This is a genomic window from Chryseosolibacter indicum, assembly GCF_018598585.1.
Lineage (GTDB): Bacteria > Bacteroidota > Bacteroidia > Cytophagales > Cyclobacteriaceae > Chryseosolibacter > Chryseosolibacter indicus.
Genome location: NZ_JAHESD010000028.1, coordinates 1 through 24297 on the forward strand (window position 1 = coordinate 1; position 24297 = coordinate 24297).

A 24297-nucleotide genomic window follows, 5' to 3' on the forward strand; every position below is an offset into this window, starting at 1 on the left:
AGGATAACACCTGGGAGAGTAAGTCGTCGCCTATCTTTATTACATAAGCCTTGCAGATATCCTCTGCAAGGCTTTTTTGTTTCGTAGCTGGCCCGGCTGGTCACAAAACAGAATTAACTTGATGGAATAGAATAGAAATCCATAGGTCCCAGGAATTAAAATTTAACTCACCTTCCAATCCTGAAAACCAGAGCAGTCAACCCACCAGTGTTTGATAGTACCAGGATAAGAGTAAGTCTCGCCTATCTTTATCACCAACTACTTGAGAATCTTGTTTTTGATGGCAGCACCTGATAAAGAATAACCTCGGTGCCAAATAGAAAGTGATTAGTGATCAAACAGTTGAGAGCTGATTTTCAAGGCAGCGTATCAGTCGCTAAAAGTGAATAATTCTTCTATTCATCAAGAAGTGCGACGGGGCATGATTTTATCATGCTGTTTAAAATAAATAGTTATCAGTATGGATGAGTTTAGTGGTGATAATATTCAATGGAAATCATATAATGCTCTGAATAAGAATGCGGGGATACAACGTTATGCAATTGGCGACGGTTTTATTGTAGTCATGTTCAACGGCAGTGAAGAAGAGATTTATGTGTATCACGACAAAGTAATAGACACGAAACATATTAATGAAATGAAAAGACTTGCCGAGCAAGGTAAGGGACTTACTACTTATATAAATCAGCACCAGAACGTAAGGGATAATGCTATAAAGTTTGAACCTCACACTTAGTACTTTAATAATAAATGAGAGTTAAATAAAAAAGGGCTGCAAACGCAGCCCTTTTAATTCTTTAAACATATGGAGCTTATGCTTTAGCTGGCTCCAGTTTTTTCTTTGAAGCCGAACGCTCTGAAAAGTCTACCAGAACCGGTGTTCCGATACATAACGATGAATAAGTACCTACAAGCACACCAATTAACATGGCAAACGTAAATCCTTTAATCGTTTCACCTCCAAAAATGAAGAGGATGATGATTACAAATATGGTAGACATACCCGTAATTAACGTGCGACTTAACGTATCATTTAATGCATTGTTAATAACAGTTGGTGTGCTCTCACCACTTTTCATACCTGTCAAGAATTCCCTAACACGGTCGAACACAACTACACTGTCGTTTATTGAATAACCAATAACGGTAAGGATAGCCGCGACAAATGACTGGTCTATCTCAAGTGCAAAAGGCATTATGTCCTCAAGTAATGTAAATACAGAAACCACTACAAGAACAGTATGAAGCAAACTAACCATCGTACCTGCTGCAAATTGCCATTTTCTGAAACGGATTAATATGTATAAGAACATCAATCCCATGGCAATTCCTAAAGCGTATATTGCGGAGAGTCGGATATCGCTGGCAACTGTTGGTCCTACTTTGGTAGAACTTAATACAGTTGCTTTATCAGAAAACTTGTTCAAGCCTTCCTTAAGTTTGAGTTCCGCATTGTTAGTAGCCTCCTCTGAGTCATCATCAATCAAATAACCTGTCGTAATCTGATACTTATTATTGAACCCATAGGTTTTTACTTCTGGTGCTGAACCAAAAGATTCTCCCAATGTAGCTCTTAAATCCTCTGATGCAACAGATTTGTCTAATTGAACAATATAAGTTCGACCACCTTTAAAATCTACACCGTAATTCAATCCTTTGATCCCAAGAGATACCAAACCAGCGATGACAATAAGACCAGAGATAGTATAAAACATTCTGCGCTTACCAATGAAATCAATATTGATGCTTCTAAAAAGATTTCTTGACCACGCAAACGAGAAATTAATTGTCTTACCTCTCTTAGTGAAGAACTCGAAAATTAAACGGGTAAAGAGAACAGAGGTGAATAAAGAGCAAAGAATACCAATAATAAGCGTTACCGCGAAACCATAGATTAGACCTGAACCAAAAGCAAGAAGTACAAAACCTTTAATTAATGTAGTTACATTCGAGTCAATAATTGCTGAAAATGCATTCTTATAACCATTAGTAACAGCAAGGCTCAAAGGCTTACCCTCATTTAAATCTTCCTTAACCCTTTCATTGATAAGTACGTTTGCATCAACTGCAATAGCCAGTGAAAGAAGGATACCTGCGATACCAGGTAATGTTAATGCTGCATTTAAAGATGCAAGTACACCAAGCAGGAAGAATAAGTTTAACACAACAGCTGCATCAGCTACCCATCCAGATGAGTTGTAAGTAACAACCATGAAAAGAATAATAATGATAAAGCCTACAACAATTGAAATTAAACCGTTCTGAATAGACTCAGCCCCTAATGTAGGCCCTACAACAGCTTCTTCAACAATTTTAGTAGGTGCAGGTAAAGAACCTGCTTTTAAAATGTTTGCTAAATCTTTAGCTTCTTCAGTAGTAAAATTACCTGAGATTTGAGAGTTACCATTAGGTATTTCAGAATTTACAAATGGAGCAGAGTAAACAAGATTATCGAGAACAATTGCAATACGACTTCTCTTCTGTGCTGCTTCTGATGTCCACTTAGCCCAAATTCTTGTACCTGTGGCATTCATTCTCATGCTCACAGCAGGTTGCGCCTTATCATCCAGGTCATTAGTTGCGTTTGTTATTACCTCGCCTGTTAACCTTGCTTTTCCGTTTCTTCCTAAGTCAAGGAAGTAAAGTTGAAGCTTCGGTTCTTCATTTACATCTCTTGAGTTGTACTTGTCTTCTTTGTTAGCCCAATAAACACCAACGTTTCTGGGAAGACGGTTGCGTACATCATCTCTTCTAAAGATCTTATTGATGGTAGCTGTGTCTTTTAAATCATATCTAAAAGACCCTTGAGGTGTACTTAAAGAGAAAAGAGGTGAAATTTCAAGATTCTGAAGAGAATCTAATCCTTGTGCACTGCTATCAGCAGCATTTGCAAGACTTTGTTCAAGAGAAGATGCCGCACTGTCACGTTTAATGGAGTCAGACGACAAAAGGTTCTCTAAAGACTTGTTTTCTTTTTTTGCTTCACCTGAATTGGTCTTCTGCTTCTGCTCATTTACAAGTAATTGGTTAATAGAAATGAGCGAATTATTCAATGTATTGACTTCAACAACATCCCAAAACTCAAGCTTCGCTACGCCTTGCAATAATTTTCTTACACGTTGTGGATTCTCAGCACCTGGTATTTCTACTTGTATCCTTCCGGTTCCCTGGAGGCGTTGAATGTTAGGCTGAGACGTACCGAATTGGTCAATACGATTCCTTAAAATAGTAAAAGAACGGTCAATGGCACTTTCAATCTCTTGCTCTACAATAGAAATTACTTCACTGTCACTTGCATTCAAACTGATTCTACCTCTTGTAGAAGCTGTAGCAAAAAGAGGAGCAAGTTTCTTTCCTGGATTATCCGTGCGGTACGCATCAAAAAACAAAGAGCTAAAGCTTTGTTGACTGTTTTTAGAGCGAGCAGTCGCTTTATTCAAGGCTCTTACAAAAGCAGAATCCTGGCTGTTGTTACTTAAACCACGAATAATATCTACTGGGGAAACTTCAAGGGTAACATGCATTCCACCTTGAAGATCAAGTCCTAAGCTGATTTCATTATTCTTAACTTCCTTATAGGTAAATTGTCTTAGACCTAGGAAATTATAAACGGGCTTGTTCCATACAGAATCTAAATAAGTCTGTTTTTTAATGGGGTCAACAGTTCCATCAGCAGCTGTTGCAAACTTCGTTGCGTCTTTTTGTACACCTCTCGAAACAATTGAAAACGAGAGAATATACAAGACCCATAAAGACACGATCACCGTAAGGAAGGCGACAAATCCTTTGTTTCTCATAAATTAAAAAATGGTTATTGGAATTAAATTGGTTACTTGTAAATAAGGCAATAGTGATTACTTCAACTTCAATAGTCGAAATCTTACTAACTAGGGCGCATTAGGTGATATAATAACACTGAATAGTGTTCGGAAGAGCTTTTGCGGTTGAATGCTAAGCTTATCAAATTCAAAGTCGGGAATCTCTATTTCTGATACAATTTCAAAAATGTAATAGAGATCAAAGTGCAGACTAACAGTATTTGACGTCGGAAGTGAAATAGAGGAAACAGAAATACTCTCTGATTGTTCCGATTTCTTCTGCTCGGTTTTAACTTGCTTATTGTTAATTGTTGGCTGGAAATTGAAAATATGAGCACACCCGATTACTAAGGCTAGCACTAAGCCAAAGAGAAGAGTGGCGGTTTGTATTTTCTTTTTCATTAGAAGGCTACAAAAGTAGCTAAATAGGATCAATGTACAAAATTGAAAAAACTAGTGGGAAGCGGCCTTCATACTTTCAAGGATGCCTTTTAAGGATAAGGTTAATAAATCTAAAGCCTTTTCGAAATTATGATTATTTGGAATAATAAGATCAGTATGATGCTTCAACGGCTTTATGATAGTTTCATAGATCGGCATTACATGGTGTTGATATCTGTAAAGAACATCATGTACATCATAACCACGCTCGTCATTGTCACGTCTGATTCTCCTGCTTAATTTAATGTAATCTTTAGCCTCAATAAATATCTTAAGATCCAACTCCGATGATATTTCTTCAAAATATTGAACGAACAGTCCTTCGATAATAAGGATAGGTGCTGGTTTAAACTCAATGTAACGGGGTGAAGAGCCAGGGTTGTTAAAGGTGTATTCTTTGATCTTTAAGCCTTCGCCACGCTTCAACTTCATAATATCCTCATGGAACCGCTCTCGTTCAATGGCCGTTGGCAAATCAAAGTTTTCTACGCCGTTTTCATCTATTATCTGAAGGTCCAGCGCTTTGTAATAATGATCTTGGGAAATGAGGCACAACTCATCCTGCTGAAACCGGCTTGCAAGTGTGTTAATGAAATAGGTTTTTCCGGATCCGCTACCCCCGGTAATGCCAATAGTATATGGTTTCTGCATAAACGTAAAACACAAAATTAACTATTGGAATAGGAAGGTTATTAAAGTTTCCCTAAATAATCTACAAGTTTTCCAACTGCTATCGCCCGGTGGCTGAGAGCATTTTTTTCTTCTAAGGTCATTTCAGCAAAAGTTTTAGTAGAATGTAAGGGTTTAAAGATAGGATCATACCCAAAACCACCTGTTCCCTTTCGTTCGTACATTATCTCACCTTCTATTATTCCTTCAAATAGTTGTGTCTCTCCCAGACCAATCAATGCAATAATGCTTCTAAAACGTGCCCTTCTGTCTTTAACATTCTTTAGCTTTTCAAGTAGAAGGTTCATATTGTCGTCACTGCTTCTTTGCAAGCCAGCATATCGGGCAGAATAAACACCGGGCTCATTGTTAAGCGCATAAACTTCAAGTCCTGAATCATCAGCAAAGCATGGTGTTTTGTAATTATTCAAAACATATTCTGCTTTTTGTAGTGCGTTTGCTTCGAGTGTATCTTTTGTTTCAGGTAATTCTTCGAAACACTGAATATCCTTTAGGGATAAAATAAGAAAGTCTGGCTTTAATAGTTGCCAGACTTCCGTTACTTTATGTTGATTGTTTGTAGCAAAACAGATCTTTCTCACTTAGCTACATTGGTTAAGTTTATTTCAAAAATCAAGTTTGCATTCTTCGCAATTCCAGTTGCACCATTAGGGCCATAACCCAAACCTGAAGGAATATAAAAAGTTACTTTACTTCCTTGAGTAATTTGCGGTAACCCCACTTTTAAACCATCAATCAGCCCAAAGATTCCGTAGTTTGATAATGTGCTCTGTTGAATGGTAGTATTTGGAGAAGCAAGCGCTTTTAAGGTATAATCGAAAGAAATTGTGCTGTATGGAGTAGGTCTTGGTCCGCTACCTGGTTGTGTTATCTTATACCAAACCCCACTTGGAAGCATCATTGCATCTGGATCATTAGCCTTAACGAAAGTATGGATTGCAGCAGTGTCAAGATCGAATTGAGCTTGCTCTACAGAAGTTTTTTGCACCGATATCGAACTAATGGTAAAGATAATCGTTGAATTTGCAGGAATATTTGTTGCTCCCGTAGCTCCGTATGCGTATTTCGAGGGAACATAAAAGGTTCCTGAAGATCCGCCGAGAAGAGCGCTTACTGCATAAGCCAATCCTTGAGGCTGGATCTTTTCAGCAACCTCTTCAATAACACTCGAGCTTATTACGGTACGATCTGAAAACAACGAGGTGCTATATGAAAGCTTTACTTTTTGACCAGAATGTGCTGGCGGATATTGCCCTTGATTATTAACAATAAATCGAATGCCACTACTATTATCAAAAAAGGCTTCGTCAGAAAGTCCACTGGTAGCAAGATAAGAATCAATCTGCTTTATCTCCGAGTTTAACTGTGCATTAGGATCCTCGTCATCCATACATGAAAGTATAGATACAGAAGCAAAGAAAATTGAAAGAATAGTGTGGTTAAGTTTCATATTTAAAGTAAATTATTTACATGTACGTGTTTGCTGGTCAAATTCTTTTTTTACATCCAGCAGTGTTACGTTAAAAATCAATACTGCATCAGGAGGTATTGCACCAGGGTAACCTTGAGGACCGTATGCAAGTTTAGACGGAATAAATAAGGTTGCAGAATCTCCTTTACCAAGCAACGGAATGCCTAGCTTCCATCCTGCAATTACACCATTAAGAGGAAAAGCAATACGGTCTGCTTTGTCGAAGATCTCCCCTGATTTTAAAAATCTTCCTGTGTATTTTACTTCAACACAATTATCTACAGTAGGTTTTACGCCTCCACCATTACTATGAATGATATATTGTAAACCACTTGTGTCTTGTTGTGAAGTGAGGCTATTCTCCTTCAAATAACTGCTGATACTCTCCGTGTCTCTTTTCAGCACTTTCGCCTCACGCTTTACAAACTGCGATTCACGCATTTTATTGTATTCATCCAAAGATGTTATTTCACTAACGGAAATGGTATATGTGATGGATCTTGTAGAATCAACTTGAGGCGGAATTGGAGCTTTTACAAAGTTTTTAAAGAAATTAACTACGGTCATTGTAGTGGTAACACTATCACCTTTTCTAAGTTCACGAAACATCTGAGTCATTCCATCTTCAGAAGCCAAACGTGAGGAATCGCCAATCATAGTTGCTGCAGACATGCCGTCTTCGTAGGTATTAGACCAAACGGAATCCTTGCTATCTTTTAACACATAATCAAATACAACGATCTGATCTTTCTTAGGTTGATCTCCATTTCCAGCTTTAATAATTTTATACTTTAGCCCATTAGGGGTTTCTTTTTCATTGCTACTACACGCTGCAACGAGTATTAATAACGCAACGAGTAGGGAATTAAGATGCTTAATCATGTTAGTTTAGTTTAGACAATGTTATTAGGTAAAAAGTTGTAAATGATTTTAAAATTAATCCTTAAGTAATTCCTCCTTATAGTTGGGAAGGAGATCCAAAAACTTTTTCACAGTTTGATCTAATGTTAAAGTAGTTTGGCCACCAGCTGCGTTTTTATGACCGCCACCATCGAAATGCTTTCGTGCCATTTCATTAACAGAAAAATCTCCCAAAGAGCGTAGTGATAATTTAATGTTTTCCTTTCGATCAGAAATCATAACAGATAACTTTATATTTTTTATGGATAGTCCATAATTCACAAGTCCTTCCGTATCTCCTGTTTGTGAGCCGAATTTTTTAAGGTCTTCTGTCGAAAGTGTAATGTATGCCGTTCTGTATTCAGGTAATACCTGAAGTTTTTCACTAAGTACAAACCCCATTAAACGAAGTCGTTCAAGAGAGTTGGTATCATATATTAATTTAGAAACTTTTGAAGGATCTGCTCCTTTCGCCACCAACGCCGAAGCCACTTGAAAAACTTTGTGTGTGGTGTTCGGATGACGAAAGCTACCCGTATCAGTCATTAGACCCGCGTATAAACAATTCGAAATATCGCTGTCAATTAACGCTTCATCTCCTACTTCACGTATTAAATCATATACTAATTCAGCAGTAGAGGCAGCACTTGTATCCCATTGCTCATAATGGGCAAAGCTTTCTGGTTCTAAATGATGATCTACCAATACTTTTATAGCCGCCGATTTAGCCACCATTTCTCCAAGTTCATTTATTCGTTTTAAACTTGAAAAGTCAAGGCAGAAAATAACATCGGCATTATTAATATACCCTTCAGCGATTGCCGGACGATCTTTTTGAAAGATCAAGACATCGTTATTTCCGGGCATCCAGGTTAAGAATTCAGGATAGTCACTGGGCGTAATAACTTTGACTGTATGGTGTCGCTTTTTAAGATAGCCTGCTAAACCTAAAGACGATCCTAAGGCGTCTGCATCAGGTTTAAAGTGAGTTAGAATAACCACTTTTTTTGGTGAACTTATCAATTCCTTAAAACCCTGAATGTTTTGCATAGTTGGTATAAAGCAGGGGGCAAAAATGGTGAAAAATAGTCATTGTTGCACAAGAACTAGTAGCGGCGTAGAATATTAACATTTAAAGATAGTTACGAAATGTTTCTAGCCCAGCTTAAAGACTAGCAGTAATCTGTTATTTTTGCCGCCGATCAAACAAAAAACTAAGAACGTCACTATGGCAGGAAACAGAACCTTTACAATGATTAAACCTGATGCGGTTGTAGCAAATAATGTTGGTGCAATTACAAAGCTAATTGAAGAGGCAGGATTTCGTATTGTTGCTTTAAAGAAAACACAACTTACACAAGAACTTGCTGGGCAATTTTACGCAGTACATAAAGAGCGTCCTTTCTATAAGGATTTGTGTGCCTATATGTCTTCAGGACCTATTGTTCCTATGATCTTGGAAAAGGCCAATGCGGTTGAAGATTTTAGAAAACTTATCGGAGCAACAGATCCTAAAAAAGCTGAACCAGGTACAATTAGAAATTTATTTGCCAAATCAATTGAGGCAAATGCAATTCATGGTTCTGACAGTGATGGCAATGCGGAGATAGAAGGAAACTTCTTCTTCTCAAATTTCGAGAAATTTTAATTAATTCGAGCACAGGAATTAAACATCCTGTGCTTATACATCAAAAAGACCACGCGATTTTGAAGCCGGAGGGACAAGCTTTAAATGTTTATATGCTCTTTCGGTAGTTTCTCTTCCACGAGAAGTGCGTTTAATATATCCCTCTTGAATTAAGAAAGGCTCATACACTTCTTCTATTGTCTCCGCTTCCTCTCCTACGGCCGTAGCTATTGTGGTTAGACCCACTGGACCACCTTTAAATTTTTCAATGATTGTTGAAAGAATGCGATTATCCATTTCATCAAGGCCGTTCTCATCCACGTCCAGTGCTTTTAGAGCCATTTGTGCTATAGCCTTAGTTATTGTACCGTCGCCCTTTATTTGAGCAAAGTCTCGCGTCCTTCTAAGCAGATTGTTCGAAATACGTGGTGTTCCTCTGCTTCTTCGTGCTATTTCAAAGGCAGCATCATCTACAATAGGAGTATTCAATATCGCCGCCGACCTTTTTACGATAGTTGTCAATAGCTGCGCATCGTAATATTCAAGTCGTGCATTAATTCCAAACCTTGCCCGTAGCGGAGAAGTAAGCAGTCCTGCTCGAGTTGTAGCACCAATTAATGTAAAAGGGTTAAGACTAATTTGAACTGATCTTGCATTAGGTCCAGAATCCAACATGATATCTATTCGAAAGTCTTCCATCGCAGAGTATAAGTACTCCTCAACGATAGGATTAAGCCTATGAATTTCATCAATAAATAAAACATCGTGAGATTCAAGATTAGTTAATAGTCCTGCGAGGTCACTTGGCTTATCCAATACCGGCCCTGATGTAATCTTTATATTTGATTCTAATTCATTGGCAATAATGTGAGACAACGTCGTCTTGCCAAGTCCCGGGGGGCCATGCAATAAAACATGATCTAAAGGTTCACTTCTCCGTTTTGCTGCCTGAACAAATACTTTGATATTATCCACTACCTTTTGCTGCCCTGTAAAATCACCAAAAGAAAGAGGCCGCAGAGCCTTTTCAAATTCCTTTTCGGTAGCACTTAACCCTTCTCCATCGCCCTGCAAATAATCTTCTCTCATAATAAAACTAATCTACGAAAGTACTGATTCAATTAAATTATTAAACGAAAAGCAGTAGTTCTTTTTACAACATTGTTGCATTTAAGCCAAATTCTATAAATTTGCCGGCCCCGGATACAACTTTGTTGCATAATGAGCTTTAACTCCGGATTGGAAATTAAGACACAAAATTAATTCATGACTACTAAACTGTTGGTGCTTTTTTTTGCGCCATTGCTATCCGGTTTGCTCATATTTCTTGTTCCGAAAGGGAAAAGCACAAATTTCAAGTTGCTTTTAGTATTTGCAGGTTCATATCTTTTTGCAATTACCGTTATTCATATTTTACCTGAGTTATATAGAAATTCGAGTGCCTTGGAGTTCATAGGCATTTTTGTGCTAGCTGGCTTCTTTCTTCAGCAACTTCTTGAATATTTTACTTCAGGTATAGAACACGGTCATTTGCATGCAGCCCATATACATCAACCGCATGACATAGTAGATGACAGGCATTCGCACACACATTCACAAGAGCCCGTATCTGCCCTTGTTCTACTGTTAGCATTATGTATTCACGCTTTTTTAGAAGGAAGTATGCTCGCCCAGCCTGCTTCCCATGACCACGCCGGTTATGATTTTAACGCAATATTATTAGGTATTGCTTTACATAGAGCACCGGCTGCTTTTGCTTTAATGACGGTTTTAACTTACTCTTTAGGCACTAAAAGAAAAGCACTGCCATATCTGTTTATTTTCTCTATAGCTGCTCCAATGGGCTTGCTAATCAGCAGCTATTTAAGCGATAATAACATTTTGTCGGCTTCTGCCCTTGTTTATTTATATGCATTAGTCTCAGGCAACTTTCTTCACATTTCAACGACCATAGTGTTTGAAAGCAGCCCGGAACACCGGTTTAATGTTCGAAAGTTAACAGTGGCAATCTTCGGAGCATTGGTTGCAATAGGAGTAGAAATCATACTGTAATTAAAACCAATGACGTCAACTAACCTTAAGCTGCAGGTCTATTACAAAATAATCGGATACTCCTGAAAGGAATGAAAGGTTAGCCGTCCTCTCAATTTTGTTGAGCTTAAATAATAATTTCTTCCTTAATGAAAAGAACTCTTCAAGAAGAGATGAAGGAAGGGCAATCCCAATGGGTCTTACCGCTCGTGGAGTAAAATACTTTTTAGACAAGCCTTTAATTTGGGATGGACTATAATACCATGTTTTAAAATCTGGTTCTTCGAAATCAGAATCTGTTCTGGTTGATAATAGTCTTCTAAATGCCTTTTTAAATTGTAGTCGCAGTCCGAAGAACATGGTTTCCCAAATGCAAATCCTGGGCATCACCACCGCAATAAAGCGACCTCCTGGATTTAAAATTGAAGGTATTTTTTGAATAAGCGTTTTTAAGGATGTTGGATTAATACAATTCAACCCACCGAAATTTGAAAAAATAAGATCAAATTTTTTATCAAACAGCGTCTCATCTAATGTTTCAAGATCAAGATAACGGGCACTGATACTGTGCTGCATGGAGAATTGTTCTGCTTTCTTATCAGTTAATTTTAGCGTTTCGCACCCTATATCTGTTGCTACTATATTAAACCCTCGTTCTCCAAATAAAACGGCATCCTCACCTGACCCAAAGTTTAGTTCAAGCATTTCAAAGCCACTTAATTCAGGTATAATCTCCTCAACATAGTGCCATAGACGTTTACGTTGAAGTTGGTTAATCGCACCATTGGAAAATGCGGAATTATAAGCTGATGCTATATGGTCAAAAGGAACACCCATAACTATCAATAATAAAAATGAAATTAAGCTTAGATTTTAGCGGCGCCCTGCTAACCTAACACCGCACAACAAGTAAATGTTGTTAGGAAGATAGCAAAATGTTGACATATTTCAGATTCGAATCCTATAAAAGGATTAACCTTTCTTTAATTGGACTATTCCTTTTTCTAGTAATCAGTTAAAATAGACTTTAGTCCTCAGTCATTATAATTACGTCAGTCGTCCGCAGGGCAACTATTATTGTTATTGTGTACGAACACACTTTAAAAATCTATTTGATTTTCTCAAAAAACGATTCAACTTTAACACACTTGTTTACAATTTCAAGACGCATTACCATGAGCCTTATCCAAACATTTAATGACTATCAACAACAGTATAAGCATAGCATAGAACACCCAGAAGAATTTTGGGCATCTATCGCTGAGCAGTTTCAATGGAGAAAAAAATGGAATAAAGTTTTGGAGTGGGATTTCTATAAACCAGAAGTTAAGTGGTTTACAGGAGGAAAGTTAAATGTTACTGAAAACTGCATTGATAGACACTTAAGTACACGAGCCAATCAAACCGCCATTATTTGGGAACCAAACAACCCAAAGAACGAAGCAAGGAAGATTTCTTACCAGGAATTACACAGAGAAGTTTGCAGAACTGCTAACATGCTTAAAGCGCAGGGCGTAAAGAAGGGCGATAGAGTATGCATTTATTTGCCTATGATTCCAGAGTTAGCATTTACAGTGCTGGCTTGTGCCCGAATTGGGGCAGTACATTCTGTTGTCTTTGCGGGTTTTTCAGCTAAATCTTTGATAGATCGGATAACAGATGCAGGTTGTGAAATTGTTGTCACTGCTGATGGAGGATACCGGGGTGAAAAGACAATTAACTTAAAAGGTATTATTGATGAAGCGCTGGAAAAATGCCCGAATGTAAGTCGGGTAATTGTTTTCGAACATACAAAGACTAATCCGCCAATGAAAGCAGGGCGAGATTTGCCTTGGAAAGAAGAGATTGAGAAAGTAAATGCGGAATGCGCAGCAGAGGAGATGGATGCCGAGGATATGTTATTCATTCTGTATACCTCAGGGTCTACCGGTAAACCAAAAGGCATGGTACATACATGCGGCGGCTATATGGTTTATACAGCTTACACTTTTAAAACTGCTTTCCAATATAAAGAGGGCCAGGTTTATTGGTGCACAGCTGACGTTGGATGGATAACAGGTCACTCATATATTATTTACGGACCTTTATCTGTAGGAGCTACCACTGTAATGTTTGAAGGCGTACCATCCTGGCCAGATTGGGGAAGATTTTGGCAGGTAATAGAAAGGCATAGAGTAAATATTTTTTATACAGCACCAACTGCTATCAGATCACTGCAACAAGCTCCATCACATTTTGTTGAGAAGCATGACCTCTCTTCATTAAAGGTTTTAGGTTCGGTAGGAGAGCCAATAAATGAAGAAGCATGGCATTGGTACGATAAAAATATTGGAAAAGGGAAATGCCCTATTATAGATACATGGTGGCAAACTGAGACTGGTGGATTTATGATCACTCCAATTGCAAATGTTACTCCTCTCAAACCTGCACATGCTACACTTCCTTTGCCTGGTATACAACCAGCAATTATGAACGAAGGTGGATTGGAAATTCAGGGCAATAACGTTGAAGGAAGATTAACGATCAAGTTTCCCTGGCCGTCTATGGCACGCACCATTTACGGAGACCATCAACGGTTTAAGGAGACTTATTTCTCGTCATTCCCAGGGAAGTATTTTACAGGAGACGGCTGCAAGCGGGATCAGGATGGTTACTACAGGATTACCGGCAGAGTAGACGATATTATTATTGTTTCCGGACATAATCTCGGGACTGCCGAGATTGAAAGTGCGATTGACGAACATACTTCCGTATGCGAGACGGCGGTGGTAGGCTTCCCTCACGACATCAAAGGCCAGGGTATTTATGCTTTTGTAACTTGCTACGACCAGCCTACGGATGTAGAAAAATTAAGAGCTGAGATTAAAGAAACAGTGTCCAAAATTATAGGCCCTATTGCCAAGCCCGATAAAATTCAGTTTGTAAGTGGACTTCCTAAAACAAGGTCAGGAAAAATTATGCGCAGAATTTTGAGAAAGGTTGCTGAAGGTGATACCTCCAATCTAGGTGATACATCGACGTTGCTTGATCCGGCAGTAGTCGATGAGATTAAAGCAGGTGCTTTATAATTTCACGATTAATTAGCAAAACAGAAGAGTAGTAGTATTCCAATTCAATAAAGTTTTTCTCCTTATATCTTACATTTGCCCTTTGGCACAGGGCCGAGCTATTACTTTTGTAAAATTATTTAAAAGTCATTATTGTCGCTTTGTATTTAATGAAGTTGCAGTAGCAATTTCATTTTTGTTTAAATGAGTAAGAAACAAATCCACCAATCCTTTCAATTATGCATGATGCTCATAGGAGCATTGCTGTTTCTTTACATCATTCCCGAGTTTTCAGTTGGGCCGCTTCAATTTAAAAAAGTCGATCTCTTATCAGATATCAAAACCTACCAAAAGGATAACTTTTATAAGGCCATTCAGGATTCAATTAAGGTAAAGCAGGATTCAGTTGTAAAGCTGGTAGAAGAACATTGTAAGCCTGGTATTACCTGTATTGAAGATTACAGTGGTGACTCAACCGCATTAAAAGCTTTTTTCAGAGCTTTAAGCGAAACCAAAAAAACGAAGAAGAAACTTCGCATTGCCTTTTATGGGGATTCATTTATTGAAGGAGATGTGTTTTGCGGCAGCTTTCGCGATACTCTGCAAACCTTATTTGGTGGGCGTGGAGTTGGCTATGTCCCGATTACTTCAACAGTTACTGGTTTTCGAAATACAATAAAGCATGCTTTTGATAACTGGCAAACTGCTTCACTTATCTCACGCAGAGATTCTACCTTGGAAATAGGACCGAGCGGTTACTGTTTCGTACCACAGAATGGAAACTGGGTGGAGTATAAGGTTTCAAAGCAACGGTACTTACGGGAGTTTAATACAATCAAGCTTTTTTATCGTAATTTCGATGAAGCTGCTGTGCAGTATACTATTGATAGGGATACCACCCTTCATATCGCTGAGTTAAAGAACTCGGCAACTTTGCAAGAGTGGACGCATGTAGGGAAGAATATAAAATCAATAAAGTTTGAATTTTATCCCCATGATAGTTTAAGGCTTTATGGCGCTGCCTTTGAAGGACAGGATGGGATTTACGTTGATAATTTCTCGCTTCGTGGTAATTCAGGAATAAGCCTTAAAGGCATGAGTGATAGGATCCTTACAAGCTTTAGTAAATATCGCGATTATAAACTCGTAATACTTCAGTTTGGCCTAAACGGGGTAATTGAAGATACATTGAATTACAGAGCCTATACGAAGAGGATGGTGGAGGTTGTTAACAAGTTGAAGAGAGCATATCCAAAAAGCAGCTTTTTGTTATTGAGTGTAAGCGATAGAAGCAGTAATAAAACGGGCCGCTTTCAGACAATGAATGCTATACCTGCAATGAGAAATGCGCAACGTGAAATTGCGCAGAGAACAAAGATTGCGTTCTGGGACATGTATGAAGCCATGGGAGGAGAAAATAGTATGGTAAAGTTTGCTCAATCACGTCCCCCGCTCGCTGCAAAAGACTATACGCATCTCACTTTTAAAGGTGGAAAGAAACTGGCAAGTGAACTTGTTAAGAGTTTGTTGTATGCTGATGAGAAGTATGAAACGCGGAGAAAGAGGAAAAAATAAAATTGGAACAAACTCTGGTAGAAGAATACGAGTCGCTCGTACGATGCACCTCTCGTTTACAATAGTACTATTGCTAATCAGTGCCTCGTTGACCTGTGCACAGCACCTTATTGAGTTTACATATAAGTCGTATGGGTTAGAAAAGGAGGATGACAACGTAATTCATAACGCAGCTTATTTAGAAGATTTTTTTGAAGACCTGTACAATCAAAAAATATCAGGAAACAGAAAGATCAGTATTATACACATTGGGGACTCACATATTCAGGCAGATTTTCTTACTACTATCGTTAGACGAAACTTTCAGAAAAATTTTGGGAATGCAGGAAGAGGATTGGTAGTTCCTGCTCGGGTAGCAGGAACAAACGAACCATTTAATATTATATCAAGGTCTAATACCAAATGGGATTCAAAAAGAATTACACAGCTTGATCAACCCTTGCCTATTGGTGTAGGAGGAATAACAATTGAAACTGGTCTTCCTAAGTCGAAGTTAGAAGTATACATGAATGACCTATGGCTCGACTATTCATTTAAAACCCTAACGTTATTTTTCAAGAAGGACTACAATAGTTTCGACTTCTCCATAAGAGACACTGCTAACCATGTAATTGGTTTTATTAATTCATTTCGGTCCGAACCGTTCGTGAATCATTCACAGGTAATTCTTACGGATACCGTTAGTGGAGTTATCATTGAAACTTACCAGTCTAATCCATCACAGAATCATGCTACTATATTTGGAATTAATTTAGAAAACGGGAAAAATGGTGTGTTATATCATGCAATAGGAGTAAATGGAGCAAAATATAGTCATTACAATGCAGCGCCCTATTTCAGCAAGCAAACTTCTGCTCTCGAACCTCAGGTATTCATAATCTCTCTGGGAACCAATGAGTCGATGGATTATCCTTACCTAGATAAAAACTTTTTACAGCACATTGATAAGTTAATCTCTTCGCTTCGGTCAGCGAATCCTTCTGCCAAATTTATATTAGTAACGCCGCCCGATGCTTTCAGGCAAAAGATTAAGCCTAACCCCGGCATTGGGTTAATCAGGGAGCAGATTATAACCTACGCGGTGGAAAACGGCTTGGCTTTTTATGATATGTACAAAGCGTTAGGAGGAAGTAACGCCGCAGCAATATGGCGAAGGGCAGGTTTACTTCGGGCAGATGGTGTACATTTTACAAAGGAAGGATATGAGTACCAGGGAAATTTATTTTTTAACGCATTAATGAAGAGCTATAATCAATATGTTCCACTTCGACATCCATAAGCTCTTAAAGCAGTTTGTTTATAATCCTGCTGAGCCGTTAATTTTTAACAGCGGTTTCTTTCTGTTTTTATTTACAGCATTTCTGTTTGTATATAAAAACATTTCGCATACCTACCGCCCTAAACTCACTTTTGTAACTCTCTTTTCCTTGTACTTCTACTACAAGTCCAGCGGCGGTTACTTTATACTGCTTGTATTTGCAACAGTAATAGATTACACACTTGCACACTGGATCCATCAATCAAAAGAAAAATTTGAGCGAAAGTTTTATATAGCCGTTACGTTACTTGTGAACCTGGGAATGCTGGGTTACTTTAAGTACACGAACTTTTTATACGAATCTTTTTTCTGGAATAGCAATACAGAGTTTCAACCGTTGGATATTTTTCTTCCGGTAGGTGTTTCCTTCTTTACATTCCAATCTCTAAGTTATACTATCGATGTATACCGGGGAAATCTTAAACCGGTAGATAACATTCTTGATTATGCATTCTTTGTTTCTTTTTTCCCTCAACTTGTCGCGGGGCCAATCGTAAGAGCATCAGACTTTATTCCGCAAATGTATAGGCCTACGGTGGTAACAGAGCAGATGTTCGGCCGAGCTGTTTTCCTTATTGGTTGCGGTCTTTTTAAAAAAGCTGTTATATCGGATTATATAAGCATTAATTTTATTGATAGGGTATTTGATGCCCCCTCTCTGTATTCTGGAATAGAAAACCTATTTGCCGTTTATGGATATGCGCTTCAAATTTATTGCGATTTCTCAGGATATTCCGATATGGCAATTGGCATAGCGCTGCTATTAGGTTTTCATTTCCCAATCAATTTTGATTCGCCCTACCAATCAAGAAATATTACAGAGTTTTGGAGGCGATGGCATATCTCTCTCTCAAGTTGGTTACGAGATTATCTTTATATCTCATTAGGTGGTAATAGAAAAGGAAAATTGACAGCGTACCTGAACCAAATGATTACAATGGTGTTGGGTGGATTGTGGCATGGTGCTTCCTGGAGATTTATAATTTGGGGTGCTCTTCATGGCATAGCACTCATTGTTCATAAACTTTTCAGAGGCTGGACTGAAGAAGATAGAGATAAAGAGGAGGCAGTTTCTCCTCGAAAAACCTCTGTCATCATTAATACCATAATCACATTTCATTTTGTTTGTTTCTGTTGGATATTTTTCAGGGCTTCATCTATGCCGGTAGCCATGGATATAATAAAACAGATAACACATCATTTAAGTCCCGAGATATTCTTCGAATTTGTGGTAGGTTATAAAGCAGTGTTTGTACTAATGATTATTGGATACGTAATGCATTTTATGCCAAGAGACTTCGAATTTTTACTGCAGGAGAAATTGACCGAATCACCACTTCTATACAAAGCCGCTTTTATGCTTTCCATTATTCTAATTGTGATTCAAACTAAATCTGCAGGCATACAGCCTTTTATTTATTTTCAGTTTTAGAAATACCGGTTTTATAAAAGTTATACCTGTAAAGTGGATGACAAAATGGTAGAGGATCGACGTGGACATTCAATCTATAAAGCAAAATTCCCATCTAGAATTATGCTTAAAAGAATAACCTGATGGGAATCGCGAGAGGGTAAAAATATCGGTAATTTGTATTAATCAAATTTTCCCAAAGTTCTTGGAAATGAAACCTTAAAGCAATACCCACTTGAGGTGATATCGGGATAGAGAGGTTATCAAATACACTTTATTGCGTCCAGGATAAACCTGCTTATTTGTTCTTTAAGGCGTTCTTTTAGGAAAGGTTACACGAATTCGAATTTAATAATCAGAATGACAAGGAAAGTTTAAAGGAGCCCGCGACTAAAAGCAAAATTCGTTAGTTCTGCTGTGCCCTTACATTGCGTCTTTTTGAGTACGTTTTTGCGATGAGTTTTTATAGTATTTAAACTTATAAAAAGCCTGTCAGCGATTTCTTTATTAGAAAAGCCTCGGCTTATTAAATTAATAATTTGAATTTCTCGGGGGGTAAGCTGATATTCATCCTTGTTATTGTCTTCTACGCCCTCAAGCATCACCTCGTACATTCCTTCTTTATTCTTTTTCAGAATATTATAGTATATAATCTCGTCTTTCTTGAACTGATGGATATTAGTACAAGTAATTAAAGTTCTAATCGGGTAACCATTCTCATCTTCTTCTATAACAGCGGTATCAACGAGATACCAGTAATAGGCGCCTTTTATGTTTCTCATTTTAAATGAGCATGAATACCTATAATCAGTCCCTCTTACTTCAGAAGAATTGTCTTTCAGATACTTTAAAATTATCGGAAATAACGAGGTAAGCATAAATTCACGTTGTTTCTCGTGAATAATGGACAGGATAAGATTGGTTAACTCTTCGATGGTATAATTGCTAACATCATAACCCAGATGGTGTTTAATACCATCACTGATATACTCGTATTGTCCTGTGGTATAGTTACTGACTACGATAAAACCATTGATATTATTTATTAATGCCTGATAACGTTCAATAAGAACCTGGCGGTCTATAGGAGAAACGTTTTTTTCCCGAAGAAAGCCTTCTTTTAACGTTTTGGTTAATAACGTTCTGTAATAGGCTATATCGGTAACTGGACTGGCCATTTAACTAAAAGGCATCGATTTATAATAACGGAAAATAGTAGAATGTGGCGAAATTAGAAAGATCTAATGAAGACGAGGGCTACGCTTGTAAGATTATAGATAAAAAAGAGCCTGACAACAGTTGTCAGGCTCTTAAACATTTTATAAAGAAGTAAGATTAGCTTCCGCAAGCTTCACATGCATCTGGGTTATCCAGAGAGCAGGCCATGTCAGAACGCTTTTGGTCATATTCATTGGCGCGTTCATAATGCAATGTTTGCTGAGCTTCATTTACTACAGATACAGGTTCTACAGTAGTTGCATGAACTGTGTTTTCTACTTTAACAGCTGCTGGTTGCTGAATAGCTGTTTTATCAAGTGTAAACTTAATAGCATCAGCTGCTGCGTTTGTACGCAGATAATACATACCAGTTTTTAAACCTTTCTTCCATGCATAGAAGTGCATAGAAGTTAACTTACCAAAGTTAGGATCAGTAAGGTGAATATTTAAGCTTTGTGACTGGCAGATATATGCGCCGCGGTCAGCAGACATATCAATAATAGCCTTTTGAGAAATCTCCCAAACGGTTTTATAAATATCCTTAATGTGTTGAGGAATCTCAGGAATAGCCTGCACAGATCCATTTGTAGCTATCAGCTTTTGTCTCATTGTTTCATTCCACAACCCTAATTGGATAAGATCTTTCATGAGATGTTTGTTTGCTACAATAAACTCTCCTGACAAGGTTCTGCGTGTATAAATGTTTGAAGTATAAGGTTCAAAACATTCGTTGTTTCCTAATATCTGAGATGTAGAAGCTGTCGGCATTGGCGCAACAAGTAAAGAGTTACGAACACCATATTGCTTAACGTCTTTCTTCAGTTGTTCCCAGTTCCATCTTCCTGATGTAGGTGTTATGCCCCACATATCAAACTGGAATATACCTTTAGAAACAGGAGAACCTTTAAAGGTTTCATATGGTCCCTGAACTTTCGCAATCTCCATAGAAGCTTCCATGGCAGCGAAGTATATCGTTTCAAAAATATCTTTATTTAATCCACGTGCCTCTGGGCTATCGAAAGGCATACGAAGCATAATAAATGCATCAGCTAATCCCTGAACACCAAGACCGATAGGGCGGTGACGTAAATTAGATTTCTTAGCCTCCTCTACCGGATAGTAATTAACATCAATTACCTTATTCAGGTTGCGTGTTGCTACTTTTGTAATTTCATACAACTTCTGATGATCGAATTTACCATCTTCTGTTACGAACTTAGGTAAAGCGATAGAAGCAAGGTTACAAACAGCAACTTCATCAGGTGCAGTGTATTCAATAATCTCAGTACACAAGTTACTTGACTTGATAGTACCCAGATTTTTCTGATTCGACTTTCTGTTAGCTGCGTCTTTGTAAAGAATATAAGGAGTTCCTGTTTCAATTTGTGCTTCAAGAATTTCAAACCAAAGGTCTTGCGCTTTTACTTGTCTGCGGAATCTTCCTTCACTTTCATATTTAGTGTATAAACGTTCAAACTCTTCACCCCAAACATCAGCTAACCCAGGAGCTTCATTAGGGCAGAAGAGAGACCACATTTCATTGTTTTCTACACGCTGCATGAACAGATCTGAAATCCACATAGCGTAGAACAGATCACGTGCGCGCATCTCCTCCTTACCATGGTTTTTCTTCAACTCAAGGAATTCGAAAATATCAGCATGCCATGGCTCAAGATAAATAGCAAAGCTTCCTTTTCTTTTTCCACCACCCTGATCAACGTAACGCGCTGTCATGTCAAAGTTTCTTAACATCGGTACAATACCATTGGATGTTCCACCTGTACCCTTGATGTATGAACCTTTTGCACGAACGTTATGAATGCTTAAGCCGATACCTCCCGCTGATTGGGAGATCTTAGCGCATTGTTTTAAAGTATCGTAAATACCATCAATGCTATCATCCTTCATGGTTAACAGGAAGCAAGATGATAACTGAGGTTTTGGAGTTCCGGCATTGAATAATGTAGGAGTGGCATGCGTAAACCACTTCTCTGACATTAAATTATAAGTTTCAATAGCTGCAGAAATATCCTCGCCATGTATACCTACAGCAACACGCATAAGCATATGTTGAGGACGCTCTACTGTTTTACCATCTATCTTCATCAGGTAAGAGCGCTCAAGTGTTTTAAAGCCGAAATAATCGTAACTGAAGTCACGATCGTAGATTATAGCTTCATCAATCGCGGCAGCATGTTCCTTGATAACTTTCCATGTCTCTTTCGAAATTAATGGGGCATTCTGACCAGTTTTGGGATCAACATACTGGTATAAGCGCTTCATTGTATTCGAAAACGATTTGCTTGTTGTTTTATGCAGGTTTGACACAGCAATACGCGCGGCAAGCTTAGCAAAATCAGGATGACGTGTAGTCATTGTAGCTGCAATCTCAGCTGCAAGGTTATCAAGTTCCTGAGTTGTAACACCATCATACAAGCCATTAATAACTTTCATGGCTACTTCCACTGGGTTGACGAACTTCGGGTCGAGACCGTAGCAAAGTTTTTCTATTCGCGCAGTGATCTTATCAAACTTTACTGATTCTCTGTGTCCGTCACGTTTTACTACAAGCATTTTGGTAGATAGGGTTGTTGTTGAAGAAAAGTTTAAAAAGTGATTGAATGTATTAAAAATCTTCGTTTAGTGAAAACTTTGGAGCAGATTCTTTGTCTGTACTCTTCATAACTCCTGCTTTCTGATACTCTGCTACACGTTTCTCGAAGAAATTTGTTTTACCTCTTAATGAAATCATATCCATGAAGTCGAATGGATTAGTAGCATTGTAAACTTTTGTGCCAACAAGTTCATTAAGAAGACGATCTGCTACAAACTCAATGTACTGACGCATTTGCCCCGCGTTCATACCAATCAGATTCACCGGAAGTGCATCTGTTACAAAATCCTTCTCTATTTCCACTGCGTCTTTAATGATCTCGATCACACGTTCCTTAGGAAGTTTGTTAACTACATGCTGTGTATAAATATGACATGCAAAGTCACAATGCAGTCCTTCATCACGTGAGATTAATTCATTAGAGAAGCTTAGTCCAGGCATAAGTCCTCTCTTCTTTAACCAGAAAATAGAGCAGAAAGATCCTGAGAAGAAAATACCTTCAACCGCTGCAAATGCAATTAAGCGTTCCTGAAAACTTCCTTGTGAAATCCAGCGAAGAGCCCAATCCGCTTTCTTCTTTACGCAATCCATTGTTTCAATTGCGTGAAAAAGTCTGTCCTTTTCTTTTGGATCTTTTACATACGTATCAATCAGTAAAGAATAAGTTTCCGAGTGAATGTTTTCAATTGCAATTTGAAAGCCATAGAAGAATTTAGCCTCTGTATATTGAACTTCGGAAACAAAATGCTCAGCAAGATTTTCGTTAACAATGCCATCACTGGCTGCAAAGAAAGCCAATACATGCGTTATAAAATGGCGCTCACCGTCATTCAGGTTCACCCAGTCGCGAAGGTCCTGGCTCAAGTCAATCTCCTCTGCTGTCCAAAAGCTAGCTTCAGCCTGTTTATAGAATTTCCATATATCATGTTGTTGAATAGGAAATAAGACAAAGCGGTCTTTGTTCTCCTTAAGGATCGGTTCTTCCAGTGGTGCGTGGCTCATTTTTAATTTTTTAAGGTTAAACCAAAATATCAAAAAGGTTACTGCCTTTTAAAGGCATATAACCGGGGTAATTTTCAAGTTTTATCTTGGGATTTTGGAACAGAGAACCCTGTTTCATTCACCGTCAAGTCTACAAAAGAATAAAACGAATCGCATAAATCAAAAACAGCATTTCTGGGCTAAATTCAAAGATTGTGGATAACTTTGTGAATTGTTTGTGGATGATAAGTTACTGTAAAATAGCCGTTTAATGTGCTTTAGTTATGGTTTACAACTACGCCTTGTTGAACCTTGGTTTTTGAAAAAAAAATTTTAGACGACGGTTATTTGCTTATTTGTGAAATTTATAGGATGATGTGCAGAAAAATCAATTCTTTTTATACCTTTGCAGTCCTATTTTTTAAAAGCTATGTACGCAATTGTAAACATTGCCGGAAAACAGTTCAAAGTGGCTAAAGATCAATATATCTATGCCCCTAAGTTAGAAGGTGAAGTAGGTTCATCGGTTAAATTCGATAACGTACTTTTAACTGACGATGGTGGTAACGTGAGTATTGGCGCCCCTACTGTTAATGGAATCACGGTTTCAGGTAAGATTCTGGAACACGTAAAAGGCAACAAAGTGATTGTCTTTAAAAAGAAAAGAAGAAAAGGGTACCAGGTGAAGAATGGCCACCGCCAGCAATTCACCAAAGTGCAAATTGAAAGCATCGGATAATCATTGTAACACAAAAGAAACTTACACACCATGGCACATAAAAAAGGCGAAGGTAAAGTAAAGAACGGCCGTGAATCGGAAAGCAAACGACTTGGTATTAAAGTGTTTGGCGGTCAGAAAGTAATAGCTGGTAACATTATTGTTCGTCAGCGCGGTACAAAACACCACCCTGGTCAAAATGTAGGTATCGGAAAAGACCATACCTTATTTGCACTAACACCTGGTGTTGTTGTGTTTAAAAAAGGCAGAGAAAATAAATCTTTTGTTTCTGTTCAACCAATAGCTGAAGCGTAAACAGAGATTTTAAATAATTTAGATAGAGAGGAGGCCACAAGCCTCCTTTTTTTGTGCAGGTTCCTTACTCCAATTCCAACCATCCCTTACGGGTAACCTGCCTTTATTTCTATTCAATTTAG

21 protein-coding genes are annotated in these 24297 nt (G+C 38.1%); 9 read left to right on the forward strand and 12 right to left on the reverse strand.

The window, feature by feature from the left end; all coding sequences use genetic code 11:
* Positions 1-460: 460 nt before the first annotated feature.
* A complete protein-coding gene (locus tag KK060_RS13135) occupies positions 461-736 on the forward strand; it encodes a hypothetical protein (protein WP_254154201.1) in 276 nt (91 codons plus the stop codon).
* 76 nt (positions 737-812) lie between these two features.
* Here KK060_RS13135 and secDF read toward each other — a convergent pair whose 3' ends face one another.
* The 7 genes from secDF to KK060_RS13170 all read right to left on the reverse strand — a co-directional run bounded on the left by secDF (position 813) and on the right by KK060_RS13170 (position 8370).
* On the reverse strand, positions 813-3797 hold the full coding sequence (gene secDF / locus KK060_RS13140; RefSeq protein WP_254154202.1) for a protein translocase subunit SecDF: 2985 nt from the start codon (positions 3795-3797) through the stop codon (positions 813-815).
* 90 nt (positions 3798-3887) lie between these two features.
* Positions 3888-4220 carry a hypothetical protein gene (locus KK060_RS13145; RefSeq protein ID WP_254154203.1) on the reverse strand — a complete coding sequence of 111 codons (333 nt, stop codon included), beginning with the start codon at positions 4218-4220 and terminating at the stop codon, positions 3888-3890.
* Between the two features lie 51 nt (positions 4221-4271).
* Positions 4272-4910, reverse strand: coding sequence for a uridine kinase family protein (locus KK060_RS13150; RefSeq protein WP_254154204.1), 639 nt, complete (start codon positions 4908-4910; stop codon positions 4272-4274).
* 41 nt (positions 4911-4951) lie between these two features.
* Entirely contained in the window at positions 4952-5530 is a 579-nt protein-coding gene (gene rdgB, locus KK060_RS13155) for an RdgB/HAM1 family non-canonical purine NTP pyrophosphatase (RefSeq protein ID WP_254154205.1), read from the reverse strand.
* Positions 5527-6399 (reverse strand): FKBP-type peptidyl-prolyl cis-trans isomerase, encoded by an 873-nt coding sequence (locus KK060_RS13160; protein WP_254154206.1) that lies wholly within the window; start codon positions 6397-6399, stop codon positions 5527-5529. The genes rdgB and KK060_RS13160 overlap by 4 nt, the downstream gene beginning before the upstream one ends.
* Positions 6400-6411: 12 nt before the next feature.
* Positions 6412-7302 (reverse strand): FKBP-type peptidyl-prolyl cis-trans isomerase, encoded by an 891-nt coding sequence (locus tag KK060_RS13165; protein WP_254154207.1) that lies wholly within the window; start codon positions 7300-7302, stop codon positions 6412-6414.
* 54 nt (positions 7303-7356) lie between these two features.
* Positions 7357-8370 (reverse strand): DHH family phosphoesterase, encoded by a 1014-nt coding sequence (locus tag KK060_RS13170; protein WP_254154208.1) that lies wholly within the window; start codon positions 8368-8370, stop codon positions 7357-7359.
* Positions 8371-8548: 178 nt separating this feature from the next.
* Here KK060_RS13170 and KK060_RS13175 point away from each other — a divergent pair, with 178 nt between their 5' ends.
* On the forward strand, positions 8549-8968 hold the full coding sequence (locus KK060_RS13175) for a nucleoside-diphosphate kinase (RefSeq protein ID WP_254154209.1): 420 nt from the start codon (positions 8549-8551) through the stop codon (positions 8966-8968).
* Positions 8969-9001: 33 nt separating this feature from the next.
* Here KK060_RS13175 and ruvB read toward each other — a convergent pair whose 3' ends face one another.
* Positions 9002-10036 (reverse strand): Holliday junction branch migration DNA helicase RuvB, encoded by a 1035-nt coding sequence (gene ruvB / locus KK060_RS13180; RefSeq protein ID WP_254154210.1) that lies wholly within the window; start codon positions 10034-10036, stop codon positions 9002-9004.
* Positions 10037-10213: 177 nt separating this feature from the next.
* On the opposite strand from ruvB, the gene KK060_RS13185 reads away from it, so the two are divergent.
* A complete protein-coding gene (locus KK060_RS13185; protein WP_254154211.1) occupies positions 10214-10999 on the forward strand; it encodes a ZIP family metal transporter in 786 nt (261 codons plus the stop codon).
* 15 nt (positions 11000-11014) lie between these two features.
* Here the strand turns inward: KK060_RS13185 and KK060_RS13190 are convergent, their stop codons facing one another.
* Positions 11015-11815: a class I SAM-dependent methyltransferase gene (locus KK060_RS13190; protein WP_254154212.1), complete on the reverse strand. Its 801-nt coding sequence runs from the start codon at positions 11813-11815 to the stop codon at positions 11015-11017.
* A gap of 311 nt (positions 11816-12126) precedes the next feature.
* On the opposite strand from KK060_RS13190, the gene acs reads away from it, so the two are divergent.
* From acs to KK060_RS13210, 4 genes are all read left to right on the forward strand, one after another.
* Entirely contained in the window at positions 12127-14046 is a 1920-nt protein-coding gene (acs, locus tag KK060_RS13195) for an acetate--CoA ligase (protein ID WP_302180074.1), read from the forward strand.
* Between the two features lie 183 nt (positions 14047-14229).
* Entirely contained in the window at positions 14230-15600 is a 1371-nt protein-coding gene (locus tag KK060_RS13200) for an SGNH/GDSL hydrolase family protein (protein WP_254154214.1), read from the forward strand.
* Positions 15572-16879: a GDSL-type esterase/lipase family protein gene (locus KK060_RS13205; protein WP_254154215.1), complete on the forward strand. Its 1308-nt coding sequence runs from the start codon at positions 15572-15574 to the stop codon at positions 16877-16879. Before KK060_RS13200 ends, KK060_RS13205 begins: the two co-directional genes overlap by 29 nt.
* Positions 16857-18350 carry an MBOAT family O-acyltransferase gene (locus KK060_RS13210; protein WP_254154216.1) on the forward strand — a complete coding sequence of 498 codons (1494 nt, stop codon included), beginning with the start codon at positions 16857-16859 and terminating at the stop codon, positions 18348-18350. The genes KK060_RS13205 and KK060_RS13210 overlap by 23 nt, the downstream gene beginning before the upstream one ends.
* Positions 18351-18703: 353 nt before the next feature.
* Here KK060_RS13210 and KK060_RS25055 read toward each other — a convergent pair whose 3' ends face one another.
* The 3 genes from KK060_RS25055 to KK060_RS13225 all read right to left on the reverse strand — a co-directional run bounded on the left by KK060_RS25055 (position 18704) and on the right by KK060_RS13225 (position 23163).
* Positions 18704-19507, reverse strand: a complete 804-nt coding sequence (locus tag KK060_RS25055; RefSeq protein WP_302180073.1) for a LuxR C-terminal-related transcriptional regulator — start codon at positions 19505-19507, stop codon at positions 18704-18706.
* A gap of 157 nt (positions 19508-19664) precedes the next feature.
* Positions 19665-22121, reverse strand: a complete 2457-nt coding sequence (locus KK060_RS13220; RefSeq protein WP_254154217.1) for a ribonucleoside-diphosphate reductase subunit alpha — start codon at positions 22119-22121, stop codon at positions 19665-19667.
* 52 nt (positions 22122-22173) lie between these two features.
* Entirely contained in the window at positions 22174-23163 is a 990-nt protein-coding gene (locus tag KK060_RS13225; RefSeq protein ID WP_254154218.1) for a ribonucleotide-diphosphate reductase subunit beta, read from the reverse strand.
* A 409-nt stretch (positions 23164-23572) separates the two neighbouring features.
* On the opposite strand from KK060_RS13225, the gene rplU reads away from it, so the two are divergent.
* Positions 23573-23881: a 50S ribosomal protein L21 gene (rplU, locus tag KK060_RS13230; protein ID WP_254154219.1), complete on the forward strand. Its 309-nt coding sequence runs from the start codon at positions 23573-23575 to the stop codon at positions 23879-23881.
* Positions 23882-23911: 30 nt separating this feature from the next.
* Positions 23912-24175 (forward strand): 50S ribosomal protein L27, encoded by a 264-nt coding sequence (gene rpmA, locus KK060_RS13235; protein ID WP_254154220.1) that lies wholly within the window; start codon positions 23912-23914, stop codon positions 24173-24175.
* Positions 24176-24297: the final 122 nt, after the last annotated feature.

Bases quoted from the DNA above. Each gene is read 5' to 3' on its own strand.
- KK060_RS13135 (WP_254154201.1), top strand. From the start codon at position 461: ATGGATGAGTTTAGTGGTGATAATATTCAATGGAAATCATATAATGCT.
- KK060_RS25055 (WP_302180073.1), bottom strand. From the start codon at position 19,507: ATGGCCAGTCCAGTTACCGATATAGCCTATTACAGAACGTTATTAACC.
- KK060_RS13160 (WP_254154206.1), bottom strand. From the start codon at position 6,399: ATGAAACTTAACCACACTATTCTTTCAATTTTCTTTGCTTCTGTATCT.
- KK060_RS13205 (WP_254154215.1), top strand. From the start codon at position 15,572: ATGAAACGCGGAGAAAGAGGAAAAAATAAAATTGGAACAAACTCTGGT.
- rpmA (WP_254154220.1), top strand. From the start codon at position 23,912: ATGGCACATAAAAAAGGCGAAGGTAAAGTAAAGAACGGCCGTGAATCG.
- KK060_RS13170 (WP_254154208.1), bottom strand. From the start codon at position 8,370: ATGCAAAACATTCAGGGTTTTAAGGAATTGATAAGTTCACCAAAAAAA.
- KK060_RS13220 (WP_254154217.1), bottom strand. From the start codon at position 22,121: ATGCTTGTAGTAAAACGTGACGGACACAGAGAATCAGTAAAGTTTGAT.
- KK060_RS13190 (WP_254154212.1), bottom strand. From the start codon at position 11,815: ATGGGTGTTCCTTTTGACCATATAGCATCAGCTTATAATTCCGCATTT.
- KK060_RS13175 (WP_254154209.1), top strand. From the start codon at position 8,549: ATGGCAGGAAACAGAACCTTTACAATGATTAAACCTGATGCGGTTGTA.
- ruvB (WP_254154210.1), bottom strand. From the start codon at position 10,036: ATGAGAGAAGATTATTTGCAGGGCGATGGAGAAGGGTTAAGTGCTACC.
- KK060_RS13165 (WP_254154207.1), bottom strand. From the start codon at position 7,302: ATGATTAAGCATCTTAATTCCCTACTCGTTGCGTTATTAATACTCGTT.
- KK060_RS13225 (WP_254154218.1), bottom strand. From the start codon at position 23,163: ATGAGCCACGCACCACTGGAAGAACCGATCCTTAAGGAGAACAAAGAC.
- KK060_RS13150 (WP_254154204.1), bottom strand. From the start codon at position 4,910: ATGCAGAAACCATATACTATTGGCATTACCGGGGGTAGCGGATCCGGA.
- rplU (WP_254154219.1), top strand. From the start codon at position 23,573: ATGTACGCAATTGTAAACATTGCCGGAAAACAGTTCAAAGTGGCTAAA.
- secDF (WP_254154202.1), bottom strand. From the start codon at position 3,797: ATGAGAAACAAAGGATTTGTCGCCTTCCTTACGGTGATCGTGTCTTTA.
- KK060_RS13200 (WP_254154214.1), top strand. From the start codon at position 14,230: ATGAGTAAGAAACAAATCCACCAATCCTTTCAATTATGCATGATGCTC.
- KK060_RS13185 (WP_254154211.1), top strand. From the start codon at position 10,214: ATGACTACTAAACTGTTGGTGCTTTTTTTTGCGCCATTGCTATCCGGT.
- KK060_RS13145 (WP_254154203.1), bottom strand. From the start codon at position 4,220: ATGAAAAAGAAAATACAAACCGCCACTCTTCTCTTTGGCTTAGTGCTA.
- KK060_RS13210 (WP_254154216.1), top strand. From the start codon at position 16,857: ATGTTCCACTTCGACATCCATAAGCTCTTAAAGCAGTTTGTTTATAAT.